Annotated in this window: 19 protein-coding genes and 1 pseudogene; 16 read left to right on the plus strand and 4 right to left on the minus strand. The window is 74.5% G+C overall.

Annotated features, from left to right (window positions below; translation table 11 throughout):
• Window positions 1-63: 63 nt before the first annotated feature.
• Window positions 64-1491, plus strand: a complete 1428-nt coding sequence (locus ACFU9E_RS16415) for an acyltransferase family protein (protein ID WP_380683310.1) — start codon at window positions 64-66, stop codon at window positions 1489-1491.
• 25 nt (window positions 1492-1516) lie between these two features.
• On the opposite strand, the gene manA is transcribed toward ACFU9E_RS16415, so the two are convergent.
• On the minus strand, window positions 1517-2716 hold the full coding sequence (gene manA, locus ACFU9E_RS16420; protein WP_380683311.1) for a mannose-6-phosphate isomerase, class I: 1200 nt from the start codon (window positions 2714-2716) through the stop codon (window positions 1517-1519).
• A gap of 325 nt (window positions 2717-3041) precedes the next feature.
• Here manA and ACFU9E_RS16425 point away from each other — a divergent pair, with 325 nt between their 5' ends.
• The 12 genes and pseudogenes from ACFU9E_RS16425 (at window position 3042) to ACFU9E_RS16480 (ending at window position 15365) form a co-directional block, all read left to right on the plus strand.
• Entirely contained in the window at window positions 3042-3803 is a 762-nt protein-coding gene (locus ACFU9E_RS16425) for a polyprenol monophosphomannose synthase (RefSeq protein ID WP_380683312.1), read from the plus strand.
• A gap of 223 nt (window positions 3804-4026) precedes the next feature.
• Window positions 4027-5109 carry an MBL fold metallo-hydrolase gene (locus ACFU9E_RS16430; protein WP_380683313.1) on the plus strand — a complete coding sequence of 361 codons (1083 nt, stop codon included), beginning with the start codon at window positions 4027-4029 and terminating at the stop codon, window positions 5107-5109.
• A 22-nt stretch (window positions 5110-5131) separates the two neighbouring features.
• Complete coding sequence (locus ACFU9E_RS16435; protein ID WP_380683314.1) at window positions 5132-5719, plus strand: molybdenum cofactor guanylyltransferase; 588 nt, start codon at window positions 5132-5134, stop codon at window positions 5717-5719.
• A 125-nt stretch (window positions 5720-5844) separates the two neighbouring features.
• Window positions 5845-6102: pseudogene (locus ACFU9E_RS16440) on the plus strand (DUF6457 domain-containing protein); the annotation flags it as partial.
• Window positions 6099-7298, plus strand: coding sequence for a molybdopterin molybdotransferase MoeA (locus ACFU9E_RS16445; RefSeq protein WP_380715086.1), 1200 nt, complete (start codon window positions 6099-6101; stop codon window positions 7296-7298). The pseudogene ACFU9E_RS16440 and the gene ACFU9E_RS16445, both read left to right, overlap by 4 nt.
• The gene (locus tag ACFU9E_RS16450; RefSeq protein ID WP_380683316.1) at window positions 7295-8365 is read left to right on the plus strand and encodes a potassium channel family protein; all 1071 of its coding nucleotides are present in this window, start codon (window positions 7295-7297) and stop codon (window positions 8363-8365) included. The genes ACFU9E_RS16445 and ACFU9E_RS16450 overlap by 4 nt, the downstream gene beginning before the upstream one ends.
• A gap of 10 nt (window positions 8366-8375) precedes the next feature.
• Complete coding sequence (locus ACFU9E_RS16455) at window positions 8376-8939, plus strand: YbaK/EbsC family protein (protein WP_380683317.1); 564 nt, start codon at window positions 8376-8378, stop codon at window positions 8937-8939.
• Between the two features lie 51 nt (window positions 8940-8990).
• Window positions 8991-9968 (plus strand): NAD(P)H-quinone oxidoreductase, encoded by a 978-nt coding sequence (locus ACFU9E_RS16460; protein WP_380683318.1) that lies wholly within the window; start codon window positions 8991-8993, stop codon window positions 9966-9968.
• A 161-nt stretch (window positions 9969-10129) separates the two neighbouring features.
• Window positions 10130-10987, plus strand: a complete 858-nt coding sequence (locus tag ACFU9E_RS16465; protein ID WP_380683319.1) for a hypothetical protein — start codon at window positions 10130-10132, stop codon at window positions 10985-10987.
• A gap of 147 nt (window positions 10988-11134) precedes the next feature.
• Window positions 11135-11743, plus strand: coding sequence for a bacterial proteasome activator family protein (locus ACFU9E_RS16470; RefSeq protein WP_380683320.1), 609 nt, complete (start codon window positions 11135-11137; stop codon window positions 11741-11743).
• A gap of 290 nt (window positions 11744-12033) precedes the next feature.
• On the plus strand, window positions 12034-13428 hold the full coding sequence (locus tag ACFU9E_RS16475) for a protein kinase (RefSeq protein WP_380683321.1): 1395 nt from the start codon (window positions 12034-12036) through the stop codon (window positions 13426-13428).
• Between the two features lie 110 nt (window positions 13429-13538).
• Entirely contained in the window at window positions 13539-15365 is a 1827-nt protein-coding gene (locus tag ACFU9E_RS16480) for a protein kinase (protein WP_380715088.1), read from the plus strand.
• Between the two features lie 9 nt (window positions 15366-15374).
• Here the strand turns inward: ACFU9E_RS16480 and ACFU9E_RS16485 are convergent, their stop codons facing one another.
• Both ACFU9E_RS16485 and ACFU9E_RS16490 read right to left on the minus strand, forming a co-directional pair.
• Window positions 15375-16463, minus strand: a complete 1089-nt coding sequence (locus ACFU9E_RS16485) for a phosphotransferase enzyme family protein (RefSeq protein WP_380688785.1) — start codon at window positions 16461-16463, stop codon at window positions 15375-15377.
• Between the two features lie 62 nt (window positions 16464-16525).
• A complete protein-coding gene (locus ACFU9E_RS16490; RefSeq protein WP_380688787.1) occupies window positions 16526-17188 on the minus strand; it encodes a response regulator in 663 nt (220 codons plus the stop codon).
• Between the two features lie 380 nt (window positions 17189-17568).
• On the opposite strand from ACFU9E_RS16490, the gene pdhA reads away from it, so the two are divergent.
• From pdhA to ACFU9E_RS16505, 3 genes are read left to right on the plus strand one after another with little or no spacing between them, the layout of a single operon-like run.
• Window positions 17569-18735: a pyruvate dehydrogenase (acetyl-transferring) E1 component subunit alpha gene (gene pdhA, locus ACFU9E_RS16495; RefSeq protein ID WP_380688789.1), complete on the plus strand. Its 1167-nt coding sequence runs from the start codon at window positions 17569-17571 to the stop codon at window positions 18733-18735.
• Window positions 18735-19709, plus strand: a complete 975-nt coding sequence (locus ACFU9E_RS16500; RefSeq protein ID WP_380688791.1) for an alpha-ketoacid dehydrogenase subunit beta — start codon at window positions 18735-18737, stop codon at window positions 19707-19709. Before pdhA ends, ACFU9E_RS16500 begins: the two co-directional genes overlap by 1 nt.
• 15 nt (window positions 19710-19724) lie before the next feature.
• Window positions 19725-21179: a dihydrolipoamide acetyltransferase family protein gene (locus tag ACFU9E_RS16505; RefSeq protein ID WP_380715090.1), complete on the plus strand. Its 1455-nt coding sequence runs from the start codon at window positions 19725-19727 to the stop codon at window positions 21177-21179.
• Between the two features lie 79 nt (window positions 21180-21258).
• On the opposite strand, the gene ACFU9E_RS16510 is transcribed toward ACFU9E_RS16505, so the two are convergent.
• Window positions 21259-21930, minus strand: coding sequence for a hypothetical protein (locus ACFU9E_RS16510; protein WP_380685165.1), 672 nt, complete (start codon window positions 21928-21930; stop codon window positions 21259-21261).
• Window positions 21931-21964: the final 34 nt, after the last annotated feature.

The raw sequence follows: 21964 nt of genomic DNA on the forward strand, positions 1-21964 counted from the left end.
AAGGCCGTTCACGAAGGGGTGGTGCGGAGTCGGCCCCGGACATGGACTAGCCTCCGGCGCGTGATGACACTCATATCCCGCTCTCGGCGAGAGGCCACCGGAGCAACCGGCGCCGGATCCGCGCCCCCCTCGTCGAACCGGCTCGGCTGGCTGGACGCGCTGCGCGGCATCGCGGCGCTCGCCGTCGCGGCCCATCACTTCGAGATCCTGAGGATCGTCCCGTTCGGCGGCGAGATCGCCGGCCACTTCGACCTCGGCTTCTACGGGGTCATCGTGTTCTTCATCGTCAGCGGCTACATCATCCCGGCCTCGCTGGAGCGCCGTGGTGACGTCCGGGCGTTCTGGATCGGCCGGATCTTCCGGATCTACCCGGCGCTGATCGTGGCGATGCTGCTGTCCGAGTTCATCCTGCCGCCCGCCTACCAGGTCCTGACCTTCGACAGCTACCACCACGACAAGCTCTGGCTGGTGGGCAACGGCCTGATGCTGACCGACATGCTGGGCGTGTGGAACGGCTTCGGCGTGAGCTGGACGCTCACGTACGAGATGCTCTTCTACTTCCTCGTCAGCAGCCTCTTCGCGTTCGGCTGGCACCGGCGCAGCACGCCGATCGCGGTCGGGGCGGGGGCGGTCGCGCTGGTGATGGGCGTCTGGATCCCGTCGCACAGCCTGCAGAACAGCAACCAGGAGGTCTACAACCTCGTGACCGCCGCCCTGGCCGTCGTGGTCATGGGCGTGCTCTGCATGCTCAGCGGCAACGCGTCGCTGGCCCGGACCGGCGGTCTGCTGCTGGGCGGGCTCAGCCTGTACCTGGTGTGCACCAACGGCCGGGTGCCCGCGTTCGAGACCTTCACCATCCTCGCGACGATGTTCGCGGGCACGGTGATCTACCGGGCGCAGCACGGGCAGATCGAGCGCATCGAGGCCTGGCTGGCCATCGGCTTCGTGGCGGCGGCGGGCGCCCTGGTGGGGTGGATGTTCAACCGGGGCCCGATGGCCGACGCGACCTCGACCTTCACCTGGCAGGCGTGGACCTACGCCTACCTGGGGGCGTGGGCGTCGTTCGGCCTCTTCTTCCTGCTGCGCAAGCGGCGGATGCCGCGCGCGATGGTCTGGCTGGGCGCGGTGAGCTTCTCGCTCTACCTGCTGCACTGGCCGGTGAAGAGGTTCCTGCTGTGGCGGTTCGGCTGGGACCCCAAGTACTACTGGGCCAAGCTGCAGGAGCTGCCGTTCGCCGAGCGGTGGGCGTGGGTGGCCATGTACCTGGCGGTGCTGCTGGTGGTCTGCTGGGTGGTGTACCGGCTGGTGGAGATGCCCTTCCAGAACCTCGGCCGCAAGCTGACGAAGGCGATGAACCGGCGGTGGCCGCCGCAGTCCCTGGAGGCCCCTGCGGCGGTGGCCGCGGTCCCGGTGCCGGCCGCGGGAGCGGCGGAGCCGGTTCTGGTGGGCGCGGGCACCACCGGCGCCGGGGGCCCGGCGAAGACGGACTGACCGGCGCCGCCGTGTGCGGCCGGGGTCAGAGGGTGACGGTCGCGCGGAAGAGCGTGGCGTCGGCGCCGTCCAGGCGGGTCGCGGTACCGGTGGCGGGGAGGAAGGCCGCCTCGCCCCGGGCCAGCCCCAGGACGGCGCCGTCCGCCGCGGTCAGCCGGACGGTGCCGGCGGTGCAGAGCAGGATCTGCGGGGCGTCGCCGGCCACCTCCCGCGCGCGGTCGTCCAGCACGAAGCGGGAGAGCCGGAACTCGTCGATCGGCACGGGGTACAGCTCCTCGCCGGGCGTCCCGTCGACGGTGACCGGCAGCAGCGGTTCCGGCGAGCAGGCGGCGAACTCGACCACCCGGAGCAGCTCCGGCACGTCGATGTGCTTGGGGGTGAGCCCGGCCCGCAGCACGTTGTCGGAGTTGGCCTGGAGCTCCACGCACAGGCCGTGCAGGTAGGCGTGCGGGACGCCGGCGCCCAGGTAGAGCGCCTCGCCGGCGCGCAGCAGGACGTGGTTGAGCAGCAGCCCGGCGATCAGCCCGACGTCCCCGGGGAAGTCCCGGGCGATCCGGGTGTACGGCGCGTACGGGCCCTCCGGGTCCTCGGCGGCGGCCTTGCCGAGCGCCTCGGCGGTGTCCCGGACCGCCTCCGCGGCCTCCGGCCCGGACAGGGTGAGCACGGCGGCCAGCGCGGTGCTGAGCGCTTCGGACTCGTCCTCGGCGCCCAGCAGGGCGATCACCGGCGCCAGCGCGGGCACCCCGAGGCCGGCCAGCAGCGCGGCCGCCTCGGCGGGCCGGCGGAAGCCGCAGAGGCCGTCGAAGTCGCCGAGCGCGCAGATGAGTTCGGGCTTGTGGTTGGCGTCCCGATAGTTCCGGTGCGGCGCGTCCAGCGGGATCCCCAGGGCGTTCTCGGCGGCGTACCCGGCGCGGGCCTGGTCGAGCGAGGGGTGGGCCTGGATGGAGATCGGGATGCCCGGGGCGAGGATCTTGAGCAGGAACGGCAGGGTGGGTCCGAACCGGGCGACCGAGGCGGCGCCCAGCTCGCCCTGCGGGTCGGCGGCGATCAACTCGTCGAGTCGGCGCGGCCCCTCGCCCCGGTCCGCCCGCGACGGGTCCCCGGGGTGGGCGCCCATCCACAGCTCGGCCTGCGGTTCGCCGGTCGGCTCCTGCCCGAGCAGCTCGGGGAGCGCGGTGACCGAACCCCAGGCGTACGGGCGGACGGTGTTGACGAGCTTGTCCATGGGCGCGGTCCTGCTCCTTGCTGCAGTGGCTGGTGGGCCTCGCCGCCGTCAGGCGGCCGCGGGCGGGGGGCGGACGGGTTCGGGCATCCGGGCAAAGGCCGGGCATCGACCCTAGCCGACCTGCACCTCCGCCGGTGAAACGGCGGGCGCCGGTCGGGAGTGCCTCGGGAGGAAGGTCGGCCCGAGGGCGCGGTAGTAGGATGCCAGGACCCAGTGTTTTCCACGGTGTCGTCCGGGCCGGCGGGGTGTCGGCCGGGACTGTGTCTTCCGATGAGTGCGGGCAATGGTGACCGGCACGTCCCGCCACCGGCCGAGAGGTTAGTACGTGACCGTCAACCAGCAGGGCTTCGCCGATCTCGGCCGGGTGCTGGTGATCATCCCCACCTACAACGAGGCGGAGAACGTCGAGCTCATCGTCGGCCGGGTACGTGCCGCGGTGCCCGAGGTGCACGTCCTCGTCGCCGACGACAACAGCCCCGACGGCACCGGTGAGCTGGCCGACAAGCTGGCCGCCGAGGACCCCCAGGTGCACGTCATGCACCGCCGGGGCAAGGAGGGGCTGGGCGCCGCCTACCTGGCCGGGTTCCGCTGGGGCATCGACGAGGGCTACGACGTGCTCGTCGAGATGGACGCCGACGGCTCCCACCGGCCCGAGGAGCTGGACCGGCTGCTCACCGCGCTGCGCGGTGCCGACCTGGTGCTGGGTTCGCGCTGGGTCCCCGGCGGCCGGGTGGTGAACTGGCCGAAGTCCCGGCTGCTGCTCTCGCGCGGCGGCTCGACCTACTCGCGGCTGATGCTGGGCGTGCCGATCCGGGACGTCACCGGCGGCTACCGGGCGTTCCGCAAGGAGACCCTGCTCGGCCTGGGCATGGACCAGGTCGCCTCGGCCGGCTACTGCTTCCAGGTCGACCTGGCCTGGCGCACGGTGAAGGCCGGCTTCAAGGTCGCCGAGGTGCCGATCACCTTCGTCGAGCGGGAGCTGGGCGCGTCCAAGATGAGCCGGCAGATCGTGGTCGAGGCGCTCTGGCGGGTCACCTCCTGGGGCGTCGCCGACCGCGTCGCCAAGCTCACCGGCCGCAAGGGCTGACCACCGCGGCGAAGGGTCACCGTCCGGACACGTGATCGGGAAGGCGCGCCCCCGCCGGGCGCGCCTTCCGCGTTTTCCGTGCGCCGTACTCCCATGCTGTAGGGCGCGAGGTCCGGCCGCCCGGTACGGTCCCCGGCCGGGCGGCTCCCGCCGTCACCGCCGTGCGCACCACCGACACCGAGCCGGAACGGGACCGGGACCGCCGAAGCAGAGGGAGCAGCCAGTGACGTCGTCCCCGTCCGAGGAGAACGCCGGCGCGGACCCGGTCGACGGGGCGCCCGCCGCCGGGGCGCCGGTCCGGCCGCTGGAGGTCGAGGTCTTCACCGGCCCCGAGTCGGCCTTCTTCGCCACCTCCACCCTGATCCTCGGCGAGCACACGGCGATCCTGGTCGACGCCCAGCTCACCCGCAGCGCCGGCCGCGAGCTGGCCGAGTGGGTGGCGGGCAAGGGCCGGCGGCTGCTCGCCATCGTGGTCACCCACCAGCACCCCGACCACTACTTCGGCGCCGAGGAGGTGCTGCGGCTCTTCCCCGAGGCGCAGCTGCTGGCCGCGCCGCCGGTGGTCGACGGCATCCTGCGCACCGCCGCGGCGAAGGTCGCCCAGTGGAAGCCGGTGTTCGGCGACGACATCCCGGACCATCCGCTGGTCCCGGCCCCGCTGCTGCCCCAGCCGCTGATGATCGACCGGCAGGTGATCCCGGTGCTGCTGCTCGGACAGGCCGACTGCGACGGTTCCACGGTGGTGCACGTGCCGAGCGTCCGCACCGTGGTGGCCGGCGACTTCGTGTACAACGGCACCCACGTCTGGACCGCCGACACCACGCCGGAGCAGCGCGCCGACTGGGTCCGCAATCTGGGCCGGATCGCCGAGCTGGGCGCGGACCGGGTGATCGCCGGGCACCGGGCGCCGGAACAGGGCGACGACGCGGCCCGGGTGCTGGCCTTCACCGGGGAGTACCTGCAGGACTTCGACCGGCTGCTGGCCGAGCACCCGGACGACCCGGAGGCGCTGGTCGCGGCGGTGAACCGGCGGTACGGGGAGCTGACCCTGCCGGTCGTGCTGGAGCTGAGCGCCGCCGCCAACACGGCTGCCGCCGGGACCGGTGCTGCGGCCGGGGCGCCGGCCGAGCCCGGCGACGAGCCCGAGCCCGGGGCGGAGGCCGAACCGGACGCCGGGACCGAGGCGGAGGCCGAACCGGACGCCGGGACCGAGGCGGAGGCCGAACCGGACGCCGGGACCGGGGCCGGACCGGACGTCGAAGCGCCCGCCGAGCGGGAGCCCGAGGACGGCGGGTCCACCGCCTGAGCGTCCGGCGGATACTGGCGGCATGACGCCGTACGACGTGATCGTCCCGGCCGGTGGCGCCGCCCGGCGGCTGGGCGGGGCGGACAAGCCCGGTCTGACCGTCGGTGGGACCACCCTGCTGGACCGGGTGCTCGCCGCCTGCGCGGAGGCCCGGACCACCGTGGTGGTCGGCCCGGCCCGGCCCACCGCCCGGCCCGGGGTCCGCTGGACCCGCGAGCGCCCGCCCGGCGGCGGGCCGGTGGCCGCCGTCGCGGCCGGTCTCGCCGAGGTGAGCGCCGATCTGGTGCTGCTGTTCGCCGCCGATCTGCCGTTCCTCGACCGGCGCACCGTCCACCGGCTGGTCGCCGCCCTCGACGGGGCCGGGCCGGAGACCGCGGCGGCCGTGCTGGTCGACGCCGCCGGCCGTGACCAGCCGCTCGCCGCCGCCTACCGCACCGCCGCCCTGCGCGCCGCGCTGGCCGCCGCCGGCGACCCCGCCGGGCTCCCGCTGCGCCGGCTGACCGGCGCCCTGCCCACCCTGCGGCTGGCCGACACCGACGACGTCACCTACGACTGCGACACCTGGGAGGACCTGGAGCAGGCCCGCGAACGCGGCGGCGGCGCGGGCTGATCCCGGCCGGACCGGCCGGCTCACGGGGCGGGGGCCCGGACGTGAGCGAAACGACGCGCGCCGCTCACCGGACAAACATCCCGGGTCCACCACCGATCGGGCAGCATGTTCGCATGGAGCGCACGCTGGATGACTGGATCGCCGAGGTCCGTGCCGAGCTGGACATCGACCTGGAGGTCGACGTCCGCGGCCTGCTCGACCTGGCCCGGGTGGTCGCGCACGGGGTGGACCGCCCCGCGGCCCCGCTGACCGCCTTTCTGATCGGCTACGCGGCCGCGCGTCGCGGCGGCGGCCCGGAGGCGGTCGCCGAGGCGTCCCGGCGCACCGAGGCGCTCGCCGAGCGCTGGGCGGCGGCCCGGACGGACGACCCGGGACAGCCGTGAGCGTGATCGAGGAACGCACCGCCGTCGCCCCGGCCCGCCCGGCCGGCTGGGCGGCGGCCCGCGAGACCGCCCGCCGGGCCGGCCGCCCCGTGCTGCCGTCGCTGAGCCTGCCGCTGGACGGCGCGCTCGGCCGCACCCTGGCCGAGCCGCTGATCGCGCTCAGCGACCTGCCGGCCTTCGACACCTCGGCGATGGACGGCTGGGCGGTCGCCGGCCCCGGCCCCTGGAAGGTGGCCGGCCGGCTGCTCGCCGGGCACCCCGCCGACGGTCCATTGGCCGACGGCGCCGCCGTGGAGATCGCCACCGGCGCCCAACTGCCGCCCGGTGCCACCGCGGTGCTCCGCCGTGAGCACGGTGAGCCGGGTGCGACGCTGCTGTCCGAGCGGATCCCCGGTGCGCTGACCACCGGCCAGGACGTGCGGCCGCGCGGCCAGGAGTGCCGGCGCGGCGAGGTGCTGCTGCCGGCCGGGACCGAGGTCGGACCGGCGGTGCTCGGCCTGGCCGCCGCCTGCGGCCACGACCGGCTGGCCGTCCACCGTCCCCCGGTGGTGGAGCTGCTGGTGCTCGGCGACGAACTGCTCGGCTCCGGCCTGCCCCGGCCCGGCCTGGTCCGGGACGCGCTCGGCCCGCTGCTGCCGCCGTGGCTGCGCGCGGCCGGCGCCGAGACCGGTGAACCGCGTGCCGTCCGGGACGACTTCGGCCTGCTCCGGGACGCCCTGCGGCACTCCGTCGCGGACGTGGTGGTCACCACCGGCGGGACGGCGGCCGGCCCGGTGGACTTCCTGCACCGGGCGCTCGCCGAGTGCGGCGCCCGGCTGCTGGTGGACGGGGTCGCCGTCCGCCCCGGCCACCCGATGGTGCTGGCCGAACTCCCCGGCGGCCGGCACCTGGTGGGCCTGCCCGGCAATCCGCTGGCCGCGGTCGCGGGCACGGTGACGCTCGCCCTGCCGCTGCTGCGCGCGCTGGCCGGGCGGAGCAGCGGCGAGCCGGTGCTGGCCGCCGCCGTCGACCCGCTGCCCGGCCACCCGGTGGACACCCGGCTGCTGCCGGTCCGCCGGACCGCCCGCGGGGTGGTCCGACTCCGCCACGACGGCCCGGCGATGCTCCGCGGCCTGGCCCGGGCCGAGGCGCTGGCGGTGGTGCCGCCGGGCGGCGCGGCGGCCGGTGACGAGATCGAACTGCTGGAGGTGCCATGAGTGTCCGACGCGTCCGCGAGCGGCTGGCCGGACCGACCACACCCGGTACCGAGCCCTGGGCCGACTCCGGGATCGTGCTGCCGGCCCGGCGCACCGCGCCGGCGGTGCGGCAGGTCGGCTCCCGGTTGCTGCTGGCGCTGGGCGTCCTGGTGGCCACCACGATGATCGTCTGGCTGGACCGCGAGGGCTACAACGACAACGCCGGCGGCGGGCTGAGCTTCCTGGACTCGGCGTACTACGCCACGGTGACGCTCTCCACCACCGGGTACGGCGACATCACCCCGTTCAGCGACAGCGCCCGGCTCACCAACATCTTCGTGATCACTCCGCTGCGGGTGCTCTTCCTGATCATCCTGGTCGGCACCACCCTCGAAGTGCTCACCGAACGCACCCGTCAGCAGTGGCGGTTGAACCGCTGGAGGTCCACCGTGCGCGAGCACACCGTCGTGATCGGCTTCGGCACCAAGGGCCGCAGCGCCATCGACACCCTGCTCGGGCAGGGCGCCCGCAAGGACGAGATCGTGGTGGTCGACCCGCAGCGCCGGGTGGTCGACCAGGCCGCCCAGCAGGGCCTGGTGGGCGTGGTCGGCGACGCCACCCGGACCGACACCCTGCTGCGCGCCGGACTGCCCACCGCCGCCCGGGTGGTGGTCGCCCCCGAACGGGACGACACCGCCGCGCTGATCACCCTGACCGCCCGCCAGCTGACCCGCTCGGCGACCATCGTCGCGGCGGTGCGGGAGGACGAGAACGCCCCGCTGCTGCGGCAGAGCGGTGCCGACGTGGTGGTCACCAGCTCCAGTTCGGCGGGCCGGCTGCTCGGCATGTCGATGCTCAGCCCGCACGCGGGAGCGGTGATGGAGGACCTGCTCACCTACGGCAACGGCCTGGACGTGGTCGAGCGCCCGGTCACCCGGGCCGAGGCCGGGCACAGCCCGCGCGAACTCGACGACCTGGTGGTGGCGGTGGTGCGCGGCCGGCGGGTGATCAACTACACCGAGCCGGAGGCGCGGACGCTGCAGATCACCGACCGGGTGATCGTCATCAAGTCGGCGGAGGGCGCGTAGGGTTGCCGCCATGACCGGTCAACCGCAGCTCCCGTTCGGCAGTTTCGACTTCTTCGCCCCCGCGCTGGAGGTGGCCGACCGGCTGGTCGCCCCGGTGGCCGAGGCGCTGGCGGGCTGGGAGGACCGGGAGGCCGCCCGGTCCGTGCTGTACGTCGAGACCGATCCGGAGAAGGCCGACACCGCGGTCTTCTGCGAGACCTACGACGTGCCGCTCGACGCCTCGGCGAACTGCGTGGTGGTCGCCGCCAAGCGCGGCGGGGAGACCACCCTGGCCGCCTGCCTGGCGCTGGCGACCACCCGGGTCGACGTCAACCGCACGGTCCGCAAGCACCTGGAGGCGCGCAAGGCCTCGTTCGCGCCGATGGACACCGCCGTCGAGGCGACCGGCATGGAGTACGGCGGGATCACCGTGGTCGGCCTGCCGGCCGGCTGGCCGCTGCTGGTCGACGAGGCGGTGGCGGCCGCCCCCTTCGTCCTGGTGGGCAGCGGGCGGCGGCGCGGCAAGCTGATCCTGCCCGGAGCGGTGCTGGCCGCGCTGCCCGGCGCCGTGCTGCTGCCCGACCTGGCCGGCTGACGGCGCGGGTCGCCCGCCCGCGGGGCGGCCGGCGGGCAGTAGCGTCGGGCCATGCATGCGATGACGATTCCTGAACCCGGCGGGCCCGAGGCGCTGGTCTGGGCGGAGGTGCCGGACCCGGTGCCCGGGGAGGGCGAGGTCCTGGTCGAGGTGGCCGCCACCGCCGTCAACCGCGCCGACCTGCTCCAGCGGCAGGGCTTCTACGATCCGCCGCCCGGCAGCCCGCGCCACCCCGGCCTGGAGTGCGCGGGCCGGATCACCGCGCTGGGCCCCGGGGTGTCCGGCTGGGCGGTCGGCGACGAGGTCTGCGCGCTGCTGGTCGGCGGCGGCTACGCGGAGCGGGTCGCGGTGCCGGTCGGCCAACTGCTGCCGGTGCCGCCCGGGCTGACCCCGGAGCAGGCCGCCGCGCTGCCGGAGGTGGTCTGCACGGTGTGGTCCAACGTCTTCCTCACCGCGCACCTGCGGCCGGGCGAGACGGTGCTGGTGCACGGTGGCGCCAGCGGCATCGGGACGATGGCGATCCAGCTGGCCAAGGCGATCGGCGCCCGGGTGGCGGTGACGGCGGGCGGCCCGGAGAAGCTGGCCCGCTGTGCGGAGCTGGGTGCCGACGTGCTGATCGACTACCGCACGCAGGACTTCGTCGAGGTGCTCCGGGAGGCCACCGGCGGCGCCGGGGCGGACGTGATCCTCGACATCATGGGCGCCAAGTACCTGCAGCGGAACGTGGACGCGCTGGCGGTCAACGGGCGGCTGGTGATCATCGGGCTGCAGGGCGGGGTGAACGGCGAGCTGAACCTCAACACCCTGCTGCGCAAGCGCGGCGCGGTGATCGCTACCAATCTGCGCGGGCGGCCGCTGGCCGAGAAGTCGGCGATCGTGGCGGCGGTGCGCGAGCACGTCTGGCCGCTGGTCGCCTCCGGGGTGGTGAAGCCGGTGGTCGACCGGGTGCTGCCGCTGACGGAGGCCGCCGAGGCGCACCGGGTGCTGGAGGCCGGTACGCAGGTCGGCAAGGTGGTGCTGCGGGTCTGAGCCCGGGTGCGGCCGGCGGGGTGGCGGCTCCGGGGGATCCGTGCTCCGCCGGTCCGGGCCGTCCGACATGCCCGGAATGCGGGTGTGTGTGAGTCTGGACGGGAGCTGTCCCGCCGCCGATCCCGCCCCGCGCGATCGGCCGTCGCGGAAGGACCTCGACCGTGCCCGCACCTTCGTCCGCGTTCCTCGGGCCGCTGCCCGCAGCATCACCGTCGTCCCCCTCCCGCCGGTCGCCCGGGTGCGTCCGGGGCCGGGTCCGTCCGGGTGCCCGCCGGGCCGGGTGGCGGGCCCGGCTGCTGCTGGTGGCGGCGCTCGGTCTGGCCGTGCCGCTGGCGGTCGGCCCGGCGGCGGTGGCCCTGCCGGGCGACCGGCCGTCCCCGGCGGCGTCCGTGACGCCCGAGCCGTCCGCCGCCGCGGCGGAGCCCGCAACGGAGCCCGGAGCGGAGGCCGGAGCGGGATCCGAGGCGGAGCCCGCCGATGAGCCCTCCGCCGGGCCCTCCTCCTCCGTCGCCCCGGTGCCCGAGGCCGCCGACCCGTCGGTGATCGCCGCCGCCGCCACCGCGTCCGCGTCCTCGTCCGCTGTCGTCCCGGCCGGTGCGCCCGGGTGGCAGCGGGCCGGGCATCCGCGCTCCGGCGCCTCCCAGGCCGGATGGCAGCAGCGCCGGCAGCGGCACCATCCCGGATCGGCGCCCGAGCGCGCCGGGCAGGTGCCCGAGCAGGTGCCCGAGCAGGCCGTCGAGCAGAGTCCGGACCAGCCGGTCGAGCAGCCGCCGGAGCAGCCCGCGGCCACCGCGGCCGACCCCGCCCCGGACGCCCCGGCCCCGGCCGAGCCCGCCGACGGCTCCGGGAGCGAGGCGCTGGCACTCGGCCTGCCCGGTCCGCAGACGGTCGCGGCCGGACCGGTCGTGCTGCCCACCCGCTGGGACGACGCCTCCACCCGGCAGTTCCCGCTCGGCGCCGGCCTCGGCCTGATCGGCTGCGGACTGGGCCTGATCGGCCTGCGGCTGCGACGCGGCTGACCCGCGCGCCCCGCCGCGCGCCCGCCCCGGTACCCGGGCGGACTGAGTATCCGTACGGATACCGGCCCCCGCGTCCGGGGCGTAGCGTCGTTCCCGGGTGGCCGGGGCCCTCCACCCGGGCAATCCCAGTGAGGGAGAATGTGGTTCATGACGAATCCGATGAACGAGCGCTCGTCCCACGAGTTCCACCAGGCCATGGGCGGGCAGTCGCAGGACGGCCAGAAGGTGCTGATCGTCGGACCGGACGGGCTGCCGGTGGGCCAGGGGGCGATCGGCATGGCGGGCGGTGACGAGGGGGACGGCCCGCGTGAGCTGCCGGTGACCGAGATGGTCGAGCAGCCCGCCAAGGTCATGCGGATCGGCAGCATGATCAAGCAGCTGCTGGAGGAGGTCCGGGCGGCTCCTCTCGACGAGGCCAGCCGGGCCCGGCTGAAGGACATCCACGCCAGCTCGATCAAGGAGCTGGAGCTCGGCCTGGCCCCCGAGCTGGTCGCCGAGCTGGAGCGGCTCTCGCTGCCGTTCACCGAGGACTCGATCCCGACCGAGGCCGAGCTGCGGATCGCGCAGGCGCAGCTGGTGGGCTGGCTGGAGGGGCTGTTCCACGGCATCCAGACCGCGCTGTTCGCCCAGCAGATGGCGGCCCGGGCGCAGCTGGAGCAGATGCGCCGGGCGCTGCCGCCGGGCCTGCAGGGCGGGGAGCCGGAGGGCGACGAGCCGGGCGAGGGCCGCGGCATCCGCTCCGGCCCGTACCTGTAGGCCGTACCCGTACCGCCACGGCCCCGTGTCGGGGCCGTGGGGCACCGGGCGCCGCACGGCGTGCCGGTGCCGGACGCACCACCGGCCGGTGCCCGGTCGCGACCTGGACACAGTGTCGGCCCTGGGCCGGTCGGCCTCGTCGTGAGCCGATACCCTGGGCCCCTGTCGCAGGCCGGGCGAGCGCCGCGACAGGGGGCGGGCGGGCCAGCGGGCCGGGCCCGCACACGCACGGACGAGACCGAACGTCACGGTCGCGGCGGCAGTGCCGCACCGAGGGGGAGCAGAGGACCATGAGCGAGCACGGCAACGCGGCGGTCGAGGGCTACTCCCTGGGCAACGGGCGGTACGTGCTGCAGCGGGTGCTGGGCGAGGGCGGCATGGCCTCGGTCCACCTCGCGTACGACAGCGTGCTGGACCGTCAGGTCGCGCTCAAGAGCATGCACGCCGAGCTGGGCCGGGACGACTCGTTCAAGGAGCGGTTCCGCCGCGAGGCGCAGGCGGTGGCCCGGCTGGAGCACCCCAACATCGTCACGGTGTACGACAGCGGCGAGGACATCGCCCCGGACGGGTCCAGCACCCCGTACATCGTCATGCAGCTGATCGACGGCAAGGGCCTGCGGGACGCCATCAACGAGGCGGTCGCCCAGCAGGGCGCGATCCCGGCCGAGGAGGCGCTGCGGGTCACCGTCGGCGTGCTGAACGCGCTGGAGGCCTCGCACGACATGGGCCTGGTGCACCGCGACATCAAGCCCGGCAACGTCATGTTCGACCGCAAGGGCAACGTCAAGGTCATGGACTTCGGCATCGCCCGCGCGCTGGAGAGCGGGGTCACCTCGATGACCCAGACCGGCATGGTGGTCGGCACCCCGCAGTACCTCTCGCCCGAGCAGGCGCTCGGCAAGCCGGTGGACGCCCGCTCCGACCTCTACTCGGTCGGCGTGATGCTCTTCGAGATGCTCACCGGCCAGCTGGTCTTCGACGGCGACTCGGCGTTCTCGATCGCTTACAAGCACGTGCAGGAGGCGCCGCCGGCGCCGTCGACGCTCAACCCGCGGATCACCCCGGCGGTCGACGAGTTCGTGGCCAGGGCGCTGCGCAAGGACCCGGCGCACCGCTTCCCGAGCGCGGCCGCGATGCGCGACGAGGCGGAGCGGCTGATCGGCGCGGCCAAGGGCGGCGGCAGCCCGCTGGCGGCCAGCAACCCGCTGGTGATCACCGACGGTCCGCGTTCGGTGCACGCGGCGCCGCAGGTCCCGCAGACCCCGCAGCCGTTCGCGGCGCCGCAGCAACAGCCGTTCCAGACCCCGCCGCCCGCCTTCCAGGCCCCGCAGACCCCGCAGCCGTTCGCGGCGCCGCAGCAGCAGCCGTTCCAGACCCCGCCGCCCGCCTTCCAGGCCCCGCACACCCCGCAGCCCTTCCCGCAGCAGGCGCACACCCCGCCGCCGCACCCGATGCCGGCGCCGCCGTTCCAGCCGGCCCCGGCCTCCAGCGGCGGCGGCTGTTCGACCGCGCTGGTCATCGTCGGCATCATCGTCGGCGTGATCGTGCTGGCGGTGATCATCATCGCGATCGTGGTCAACCGGGCCGAGCGGGACACCAAGACCGGTCCCAACTCGCGGGTCTCGGGCCAGACCACCACGGTGCTGCGCCTCGACGGTCCGGCCGACCGGAATGGCCTGCTCTGACGCGTTCCGTCCGGATCGCGCGTGCCACAGGGGTCGGTCGGAGACGGTAGCGTTCGGGGATACGAGCGACAGGGCACCGCGATCCGAGCGAAGGCCCGGGGCGAGGAGCGATGGCACAGACGCAGCATCCGGGCGACGACGACGGGGCCTGGGCGACCGGTCCGGCCGGCGGGGCCCCGAGGCCCGAGCCCGGTAGCGACGCCGCCACGACCGCACTTCCGCCGTACGGCGGCCCGCAGACGCCCGGCCGGGGCACCGCGGCCCCGCTGGGCACGGTCGGCGACGGCCGCTACCGGCTGACCCACCGGCTCGGCCGGGGCGGCATGGCCGAGGTGCTGGCCGCCCAGGACGTCCGGCTCGGCCGGACCGTCGCGGTGAAGCTGCTCCGCGGCGAACTGGCCCAGGACGAGATCGCCCGGCTGCGCTTCACCAGGGAGGCGCACGCCGTCGCGGCGCTCAACCACCACGCGATCGTCTCGGTGTACGACACCGGCGAGGAGTACGTCGGCGAGGAGTCGACGCCGTACATCGTGATGGAGCTGGTCGAGGGCCGGACCGTCCGCGAGCTGCTGGTGGACGAGACGGCGCCGCCGCCGGTCGACCAGGCGCTGATCATCATCGCCGGGGTGCTGGAGGCGCTGTCCTACAGCCACCGGCACGGCATCGTGCACCGCGACATCAAGCCGGCCAACGTCATCATCACCACCAACGGCGCGGTCAAGGTGATGGACTTCGGCATCGCCCGGGCGCTCACCGGCACGGCCTCGACGATGACCCAGACCGGCATGGTCATGGGCACCCCGCAGTACCTCTCGCCGGAGCAGGCGCTGGGCAAGCCGGTCGACCACCGCTCCGACCTGTACGCGGCCGGCTGCATGCTCTACGAACTGCTGACGCTGCGCCCGCCGTTCACCGGTGACACCCCGCTGTCGGTGGTCTACCAGCACGTGCAGGACCAGCCGGTGCCGCCCTCGCAGGCCAACCCGCGGGTGCCGGCCGGCCTGGACCCGCTGGTGCTGCGCTCGCTGGCCAAGAACCCGGACGACCGCTTCCAGGACGCCGACGAGTTCCGCGCGCACATCGAGCACGCGCTGCGCGAGCTGACCGGCGGCACCGGCGGCTGGGCCGTCGGTGCCGCGCCGGTGCACGGCGGCGGGCTGCCGCCGGTCGGCACGGACGAGACGGCGGTGCTCGGAGCCGGCGTCCCGGGCGATTCGACGACGGTGCTGCCCTACCAGGTGCCGGGTGGCCCGCACACGCCGGCCTCGCCCTACCCGGCGGCCGGCGGGCCGTACGGCGGCGACTCCGGTGACGGGCACGAGGGCGGCGGGCACGGGCACGGCTCCGGCAAGCGCGGGCCGTGGCGCTGGGTGGCCGGGATCGTGGCGGTGGTGGTCGCGGCCAGTGCCGGCATCGCGCTGGCGCTCAGCGGCGGCGACGACGCCCCGAAGGGGACGCCGGGCGGGACCAGCCCGTCCGCCGGGGTGGTCTCGACGGCGCCGGAGACCACCGCGCCCAGCTCCGGGACGACCACGCCCCCCGCCCAGGGCGGCCAGAACAGCAAGCGTCCGCAGCAGCCGACGGACACGAACAACAACAACGGCAACAACAACAACGGCGGCGGCAACCAGAACCAGCAGCCGAGCCAGCCGGGCGGCAAGCACAACACGCCTAGCCCGACGCCGACGCCGACCATGACCGGCGGCAAGCCGACGACCGAGCCCACGACGCCGACCGGGGCGGCCACCGCCCCGCCGACCAACGCCCCGACCACGGGGACGGGCGGCGGCGGGACGACGGCCACGGCCACGGCTCCGGCGACCAACCCGCCGCAGACCGGGGGCGGCGGCGCGGGCACGACGCCGCCGGCGGGCGGCGGCGGCACGCCGAAGCCGCCGGTGCAGCCCACGACCCAGCCGACGGCCACCACCGGCTGACCCGACGGGTCAGTTGGCGAAGGCGTCCAGGACCTGCTCGTACTCCTGGCACCACCACGCCAACTGGCCCGCCGAGGCGGGGTAGAGCGGGTCGGCCCGGTGGTCGGCCCGCTGGTAGCGCCACTGGAGCATCCAGAAGTCGTTCAGCCGCTCCCACCAGACCCGGTGCGCCGCGGCGGCCAGGTGCTCGGCGGTGGCGGCGCCGGTGGCCCGGTAGGACTGCGACCAGTGCCGGACCCGGACGAGGTCGAGCACTCCGGTGACACGGTCGTTGAAGAGCAGGGTGGCCGCGCGGACGGCCTCCTCGGCGCGCGGCTGCGGCCCGAGCTTGTCCCAGTCCAGGACGGCGGTGATCCGCTCGTCGTGGTGCAGCAGGTTGAGCCCGTGGAAGTCGCCGTGGGTCCAGCCGGTGGGCGGGGCGGCCTGCGGGAGCGGACGGCGGTGGGCGTGCTCGGTGAGCAGCTCCAGCCGTTCGGTCAGCCGGCGTTCGACCAGGACGTCCAGCTCGCCGTGCGGCTGGTGCTCACGGGCCCGGCGGCGCAGCTCGCGGGCGAGCACGGCGCTGTCGAGCGGGTCCGCGCTGCGGTAGCCGGAGGGTTGTGCGGCCGGCGCGCAGACCTCGTCGAGCGCGCCGTGCAGCCGGCCGAGCAGCGCGCCCAGCGAGGCGCACTGCGGCAGGGACAGCTCGGTGCCGTGCCGGTGCCGGCCGTCCACCCAGGGGAAGAGCGCGAAGAGCCGGCCGCCGAACGCGGCGATGGTGGCGGTCCGCCCGGCGAGGGCCAGCGGGGGCGCGACGGGCAGGCCCAGGGCGGCGAGCGCGTCCATCGCGCGGTGGTGGGCGGCGACGGCCTCGCGACCGGCCGTCGCGGCGTCCACGTAGCACTTCAGGAAGTAGCCGCCGGCCTCGGTGGTGACCCGGTAGCCGCGGTTCAGCAGGCCTTCGGCGACGGGTTCGGCGGTGAGCAGGCGGCCCACCCGGTAGCGGCGCAGGACCTCGGCGAGCGCCGTGCGGGGGACGGGCGGGCTGAGGGTTCCTATCGGGGGAGCGGTGAGGTCGGGACGGGCTGGTGCGAGGGCAAGGGTCTGGCTGAAAGTCACAGCCAGAGGTTAGGACCTCTCGGCGGGTGGCATTGACAGCTCGTCAGTTCTGTGCATCGGCCCTATCCGTGCTGGTGGTCCGCCTGGTGCCGGGCGACAAAAGCGGCCGCCTGGGTCCGGCGCTCCATCCCCATCTTCGCGAGCAGACTGGAGACGTAGTTCTTCACCGTCTTTTCGGCGAGGTGCAGCTCGTTGCCGATCTGACGATTGGTCATCCCTTCGCCGATCAGGTCCAGGATGCGGCGCTCCTGCTTGGTGAGCTGGGCGAGCCGCTCGTCCTCCTTCTCGCCGCCGTCCCGCAGCCGGGCCAGCACCCGGCTGGTGGCGACCGGGTCGAGCAGCGAGCGGCCGGCCGCGACGTCCCGGACGGCGGTGATCAGGTCGGTGCCGCGGATCGCCTTCAGCACGTAGCCGGAGGCGCCCGCCATGATCGAGTCGAACAGCGCCTCGTCGTCCGAGAACGAGGTCAGCATCAGGCACTTGATCTCCGGCAGCCGGGAGCGGATCTCCCGGCAGACCTCGACCCCGTTGCCGTCCGGCAGCCGGACGTCCAGGACCGCGACGTCGGGGTGGACGGCGGGGATCCTGGTCAGCGCCTCGGCGGCGGTGCCGGCCTCGCCGACCACCTCGATGTCGTCCTCGACCGAGAGGAGTTCGTGAACGCCCCTGCGGACCACCTCGTGGTCGTCGAGGAGGAATACCCTGATTTGTCCCGTGTCAGTCACGCGCAAAGCCTCCCATATCACCCTACGAGAGACCTTCCGCCCGCACCGGACCGGGGTCACGTTCCGGCCAGAGCGGGAGAAACCGATGCCGGTAACCCCCTTACGCGAGAGCCTTTGCCCGGATAACGTGCGCAGGTGTCCTGAAGGCGACCGAATTGAGAGCTGCGCCACACGCGCGTTTGTAGACCCCGAACAAGTAGGACGTCCTAGCGCAGACGCGCCGAGGGCGGACGCTGGGTAACGTTCTCGTGAGGGACGCCGTCGGAACAGGATCACCACCTGCCCCGCAGATGGGAGCGCACACCCACGCGCGCCCCGCGAGGCGGTGACCGGACCGGTCACCGGCGACCCCGGGCGGCCGGACAGACCGAGGAGTGAACGTGACCGTCAAAAGCACGGCCAAAAGCACGGCGAGGGCGCGCAAGAAGGCGGCCCCCGGCGTCCCTGGCACCCTCCGCACCACGGGTCAGGACGCCCAGCCGGAGCTCGTGCAGCTGCTGACGCCGGAAGGCGAGCGCGTCGAGCACCCGGAGTTCCCGCTCTCCGTGGAGCCGGACGAGCTTCGCGCCCTCTACCGCGACCTGGTGCTGGTGCGCCGGTTCGACGCCGAGGCGACCTCCCTGCAGCGCCAGGGCGAGCTCGGCCTGTGGGCCTCGCTGCTCGGCCAGGAGGCCGCGCAGGTCGGCTCCGGCCGCGCGCTGCGGCCCGGCGACTACGCCTTCCCCACCTACCGCGAGCACGGCGTCGCCTGGTGCCGGGACGTCGACCCGCTGAACCTGCTCGGCATGTTCCGCGGCGTGAACCACGGCGGCTGGGACCCGAACGAGAAGAACTTCCACCTCTACACCATCGTGATCGGCGCGCAGGCCCTGCACGCCGCCGGCTACGCGATGGGCATCACCAAGGACGGCGCCGACGACGCGGTGATCGCGTACTTCGGCGACGGCGCCTCCAGCCAGGGCGACGTCAGCGAGGCCTTCACCTTCGCCTCGGTCTACAACGCCCCCGTGGTGTTCTTCTGCCAGAACAACCAGTGGGCGATCTCCGAGCCCACCACCACCCAGACCCGGATCCCGCTGTACCGCCGCGCCTCGGGCTTCGGCTTCCCGGGCGTGCGGGTCGACGGCAACGACGTGCTGGCCTGCCTCGCGGTGACCCGCTGGGCCCTGGAGCACGCCCGCAGCGGCAACGGCCCGGTGCTGGTCGAGGCGTTCACCTACCGGATGGGCGCGCACACCACCTCCGACGACCCGACCCGCTACCGGCTCGCCGAGGAGACCGAGGCCTGGAAGGCCAAGGACCCGATCACCCGCCTCCGCGCCCACCTGGAGAAGGAGGGCCTGGCCGACGAGGCGTTCTTCGCCTCGGTCGAGGCCGAGAGCGAGCAGCTCGGGCTGCGGGTGCGCGAGGGCGTGCGCGGCATGCCGGACCCGGACCCCACCCTGATCTTCGACCACGTCTACGCCGAGCCGCACGCGCTGGTCGATGAGGAACGGGCCGAGTACGTCGAGTACGCGGCCTCCTTCGAGGCGGGGGAGAACCTCTGATGGCCGGTCAGCTCAGCATCGCCAAGGCGCTCAACGGGGCGCTGCGCAAGTCGCTGGAGAGCGACCCCAAGACCGTCCTGATGGGCGAGGACATCGGCAAGCTCGGCGGCGTCTTCCGGATCACCGACGGCCTGCAGAAGGACTTCGGCGAGGACCGGGTGATCGACACCCCGCTCGCCGAGTCCGGCATCGTCGGCACCGCGATCGGCCTCGCGCTGCGCGGCTACCGCCCGGTCGTGGAGATCCAGTTCGACGGCTTCGTCTACCCGGCCTTCGACCAGATCGTCTCCCAGCTGGCCAAGATGCACGCCCGTGCGCTCGGCCACGTCAAGCTCCCGGTCACCGTCCGGATCCCCTTCGCGGGCGGCATCGGCGCGGTCGAGCACCACAGCGAGTCGCACGAGGCGTACTTCGCGCACACCGCGGGTCTGCGGGTGGTCAGCCCGTCCAACGCGCACGACGCGCACTGGATGCTGCGCCAGGCCATCGCCTCGGACGACCCGGTGATCTTCCTGGAGCCCAAGCGCCGCTACTGGGACAAGGGCGAGGTCGGCGAGGCCGCCGACCTGGGCCTGCACGACGCGCGGATCGTGCGCCCCGGCGCCGACGCCACGCTGATCGCCTACGGGCCGATGGTCAAGGTCTGCCTGGAGGCCGCCGCGGCCGCCGAGGAGGACGGCCGCCGGCTGGAGGTCGTCGACCTGCGCTCGCTCACCCCGGTCGACTTCGCCGCCCTGGAGGAGTCGGTCAAGCGCACCGGGCGCGGCATCGTGGTGCACGAGGCACCGGTGTTCCTGGGCATGGGCGCCGAGCTGGCCGCCCGGCTCACCGAGCGCTGCTTCTACCACCTGGAGGCACCGATCCTGCGGGTCGGCGGCTACTACGCCCCGTACCCGCCGTCCCGGGTCGAGGAGGCCTTCCTCCCCGACCTGGACCGCGTGCTCGACGCCGTCGACCGCGCCTTCGCGTACTGATCCCGGGGAGCGCTGATGACCACCGAAGTTCGCTCGCTCCGCGAGTTCAAGATGCCCGATGTGGGCGAGGGCCTCACCGAGGCCGAGATCCTCAGCTGGTACGTCAAGCCCGGTGACACCGTCACCGACGGGCAGGTCGTCTGCGAGGTCGAGACCGCCAAGGCCGCCGTGGAGCTGCCGATCCCGTTCACCGGGGTCGTCGAGCAGCTGTTCTTCCCGGAGGGCGCGACGGTCGACGTCGGCACCGTGATCATCTCGGTCGCGGTGGCCGGCGCGGCGGGGGCGCCCGCGGCTCCGGCCGCCGCGCCGGCACCCGCCGCCGCCCCGGCGGAGGCCGCCGAGCCCGAGCGGCGCGAGGTGCTGGTCGGCTACGGTCCGCGGACCGGCGGCAGCCAGCGCCGGGCCCGGCGCACCACGGCCGCGGCTCCGGCTCCGGTCGTGGCTCCGGCTCCCGTCGTGGCTCCGGCTCCCGTCGCGGCCCCGGCCCCCGTGGAGGCTCCGGTTCCGGCCGCGGCGCCCGCGCCGGCCGTCGCGGTGACCGGTGACCGGCCGCTGGCCAAGCCGCCGGTGCGCAAGCTCGCCAAGGACCTCGGGATCGACCTGCGGACCGTCACCCCGACCGGTCCGGACGGCGTGATCACCCGCGAGGACCTGCACGCCCACGCGGCGGCCGCCGCGGCCCCGGCTCCGGCCGTGACGCCGGTCGCCGAGCAGGCCGTCGAGTCGGCCGTCGAGCCGGTGACCGTCCCCGTGGCCGTTCCCGGCGCGGGCGACGTCCGGGTGCCGATCAAGGGCGTCCGCAAGGCGACCGCGCAGGCGATGGTGGCCTCGGCCTTCACCGCCCCGCACGTCACCGAGTTCGTCCAGGTCGACGTCACCCGGACGATGAAGTTCGTCCGCCGCCTCAAGGAGAGCGGCGAGCTGGGCCGGGACGTCCGGGTCAGCCCGCTGCTGCTGGTCGCCAAGGCGCTGCTCACCGCGGTCAAGCGCAACCCCGGGATCAACGCCCAGTGGGACGAGGCCGCCCAGGAGATCGTCATCAAGGGCCAGGTGAACCTCGGCATCGCCGCGGCCACCCCGCGCGGCCTGATCGTCCCCAACATCAAGGACGCGGGCGCGAAGACCCTCTCGGCGCTGGCGGTCTCGCTCGGCGAGCTGGTCGACACCGCCCGCCAGGGGAAGACGGCGCCCGGCGACATGCAGGGCGGCACGGTCACGATCACCAACGTCGGCGTCTTCGGCGTCGACAGCGGCACCCCGATCCTCAACCCCGGCGAGGCGGCCATCCTCGCCTTCGGGGCGGTCCGAGAGATGCCCTGGGTGCACAAGGGCAAGGTCGTCCCGCGCCAGGTCACCACGCTGGCCCTGTCCTTCGACCACCGGCTGGTCGACGGCGAGCTGGGCTCCAAGGTGCTGGCCGACATCGCGGGCATCCTGGAGCACCCGAAGCGCCTGATCACCTGGGGCTGACCCGTCCCCGGCCACGTCGAAGGGGCCCTGCCCGCGCACCGCAGTGCGTCGGCAGGGCCCCTTCGTTCCCCCCGGAGTGTCAGCCGTGGGTGCGCGGGCTGCCGGCCGCGGCCTTGCCCGGCGTGCCGGCGGCGCGGACGACCTTGACCGTCCGGGTGCTCTTCGCGCCGCTGCCGGACTCCGACCAGGCCGACAGCGTGACCGACACGGCGGACTGGCCGGCCGGGGCCTTCGCCGACAGGCCGATCCGGAAGAGCAGGCGGCTCGCGCGTCCGTCCTTGAGCGGCTGGAGCAGCGGGGAGGTGTCGACCCGGACGGCCTCGCCGCCGCAGCCGCCGTCGACGCCGAGCTTCTTCCAGGCGCCGTTCACGAACACCTCGACCGTCACGTCCTGGGCACGCAGCCGCGCACCCTTGCCGGTCAGGGTGAGGGCCGGTGCGGCGAGGGAGAAGTCGCCGCCGGTGAAGTTGCCGATCTGGGTGCCGACCTCGATCTTCGATCCGCGGGTGAGCGTGCCCGGGGTCGAGAGGAACACGCTGTTGATCGGGCCCTTGTGCTGCACGGCGCGGGCCGCCGCCGGAATCTGGGGGTTGTTCGCCCGGTACGGGCCGGCGCAGGCCGAGGAGGACTCGGCGGCCAGCAGCTGGACCGAGCCGGCGATCAGGAGGGTGGCGGCGACGGTGGCGATCCGGCGGCGACGGGTGGCGGAGGAGGAGCCGGAGTTCTTGGTGGAAGCGGACAGAACGGACATGCGCATGACAGGACCCCCGAGGTCTGGTGATGGT

Source organism: Kitasatospora sp. NPDC057595 (genome assembly GCF_042800875.1).
Taxonomy (GTDB): domain Bacteria; phylum Actinomycetota; class Actinomycetes; order Streptomycetales; family Streptomycetaceae; genus Kitasatospora.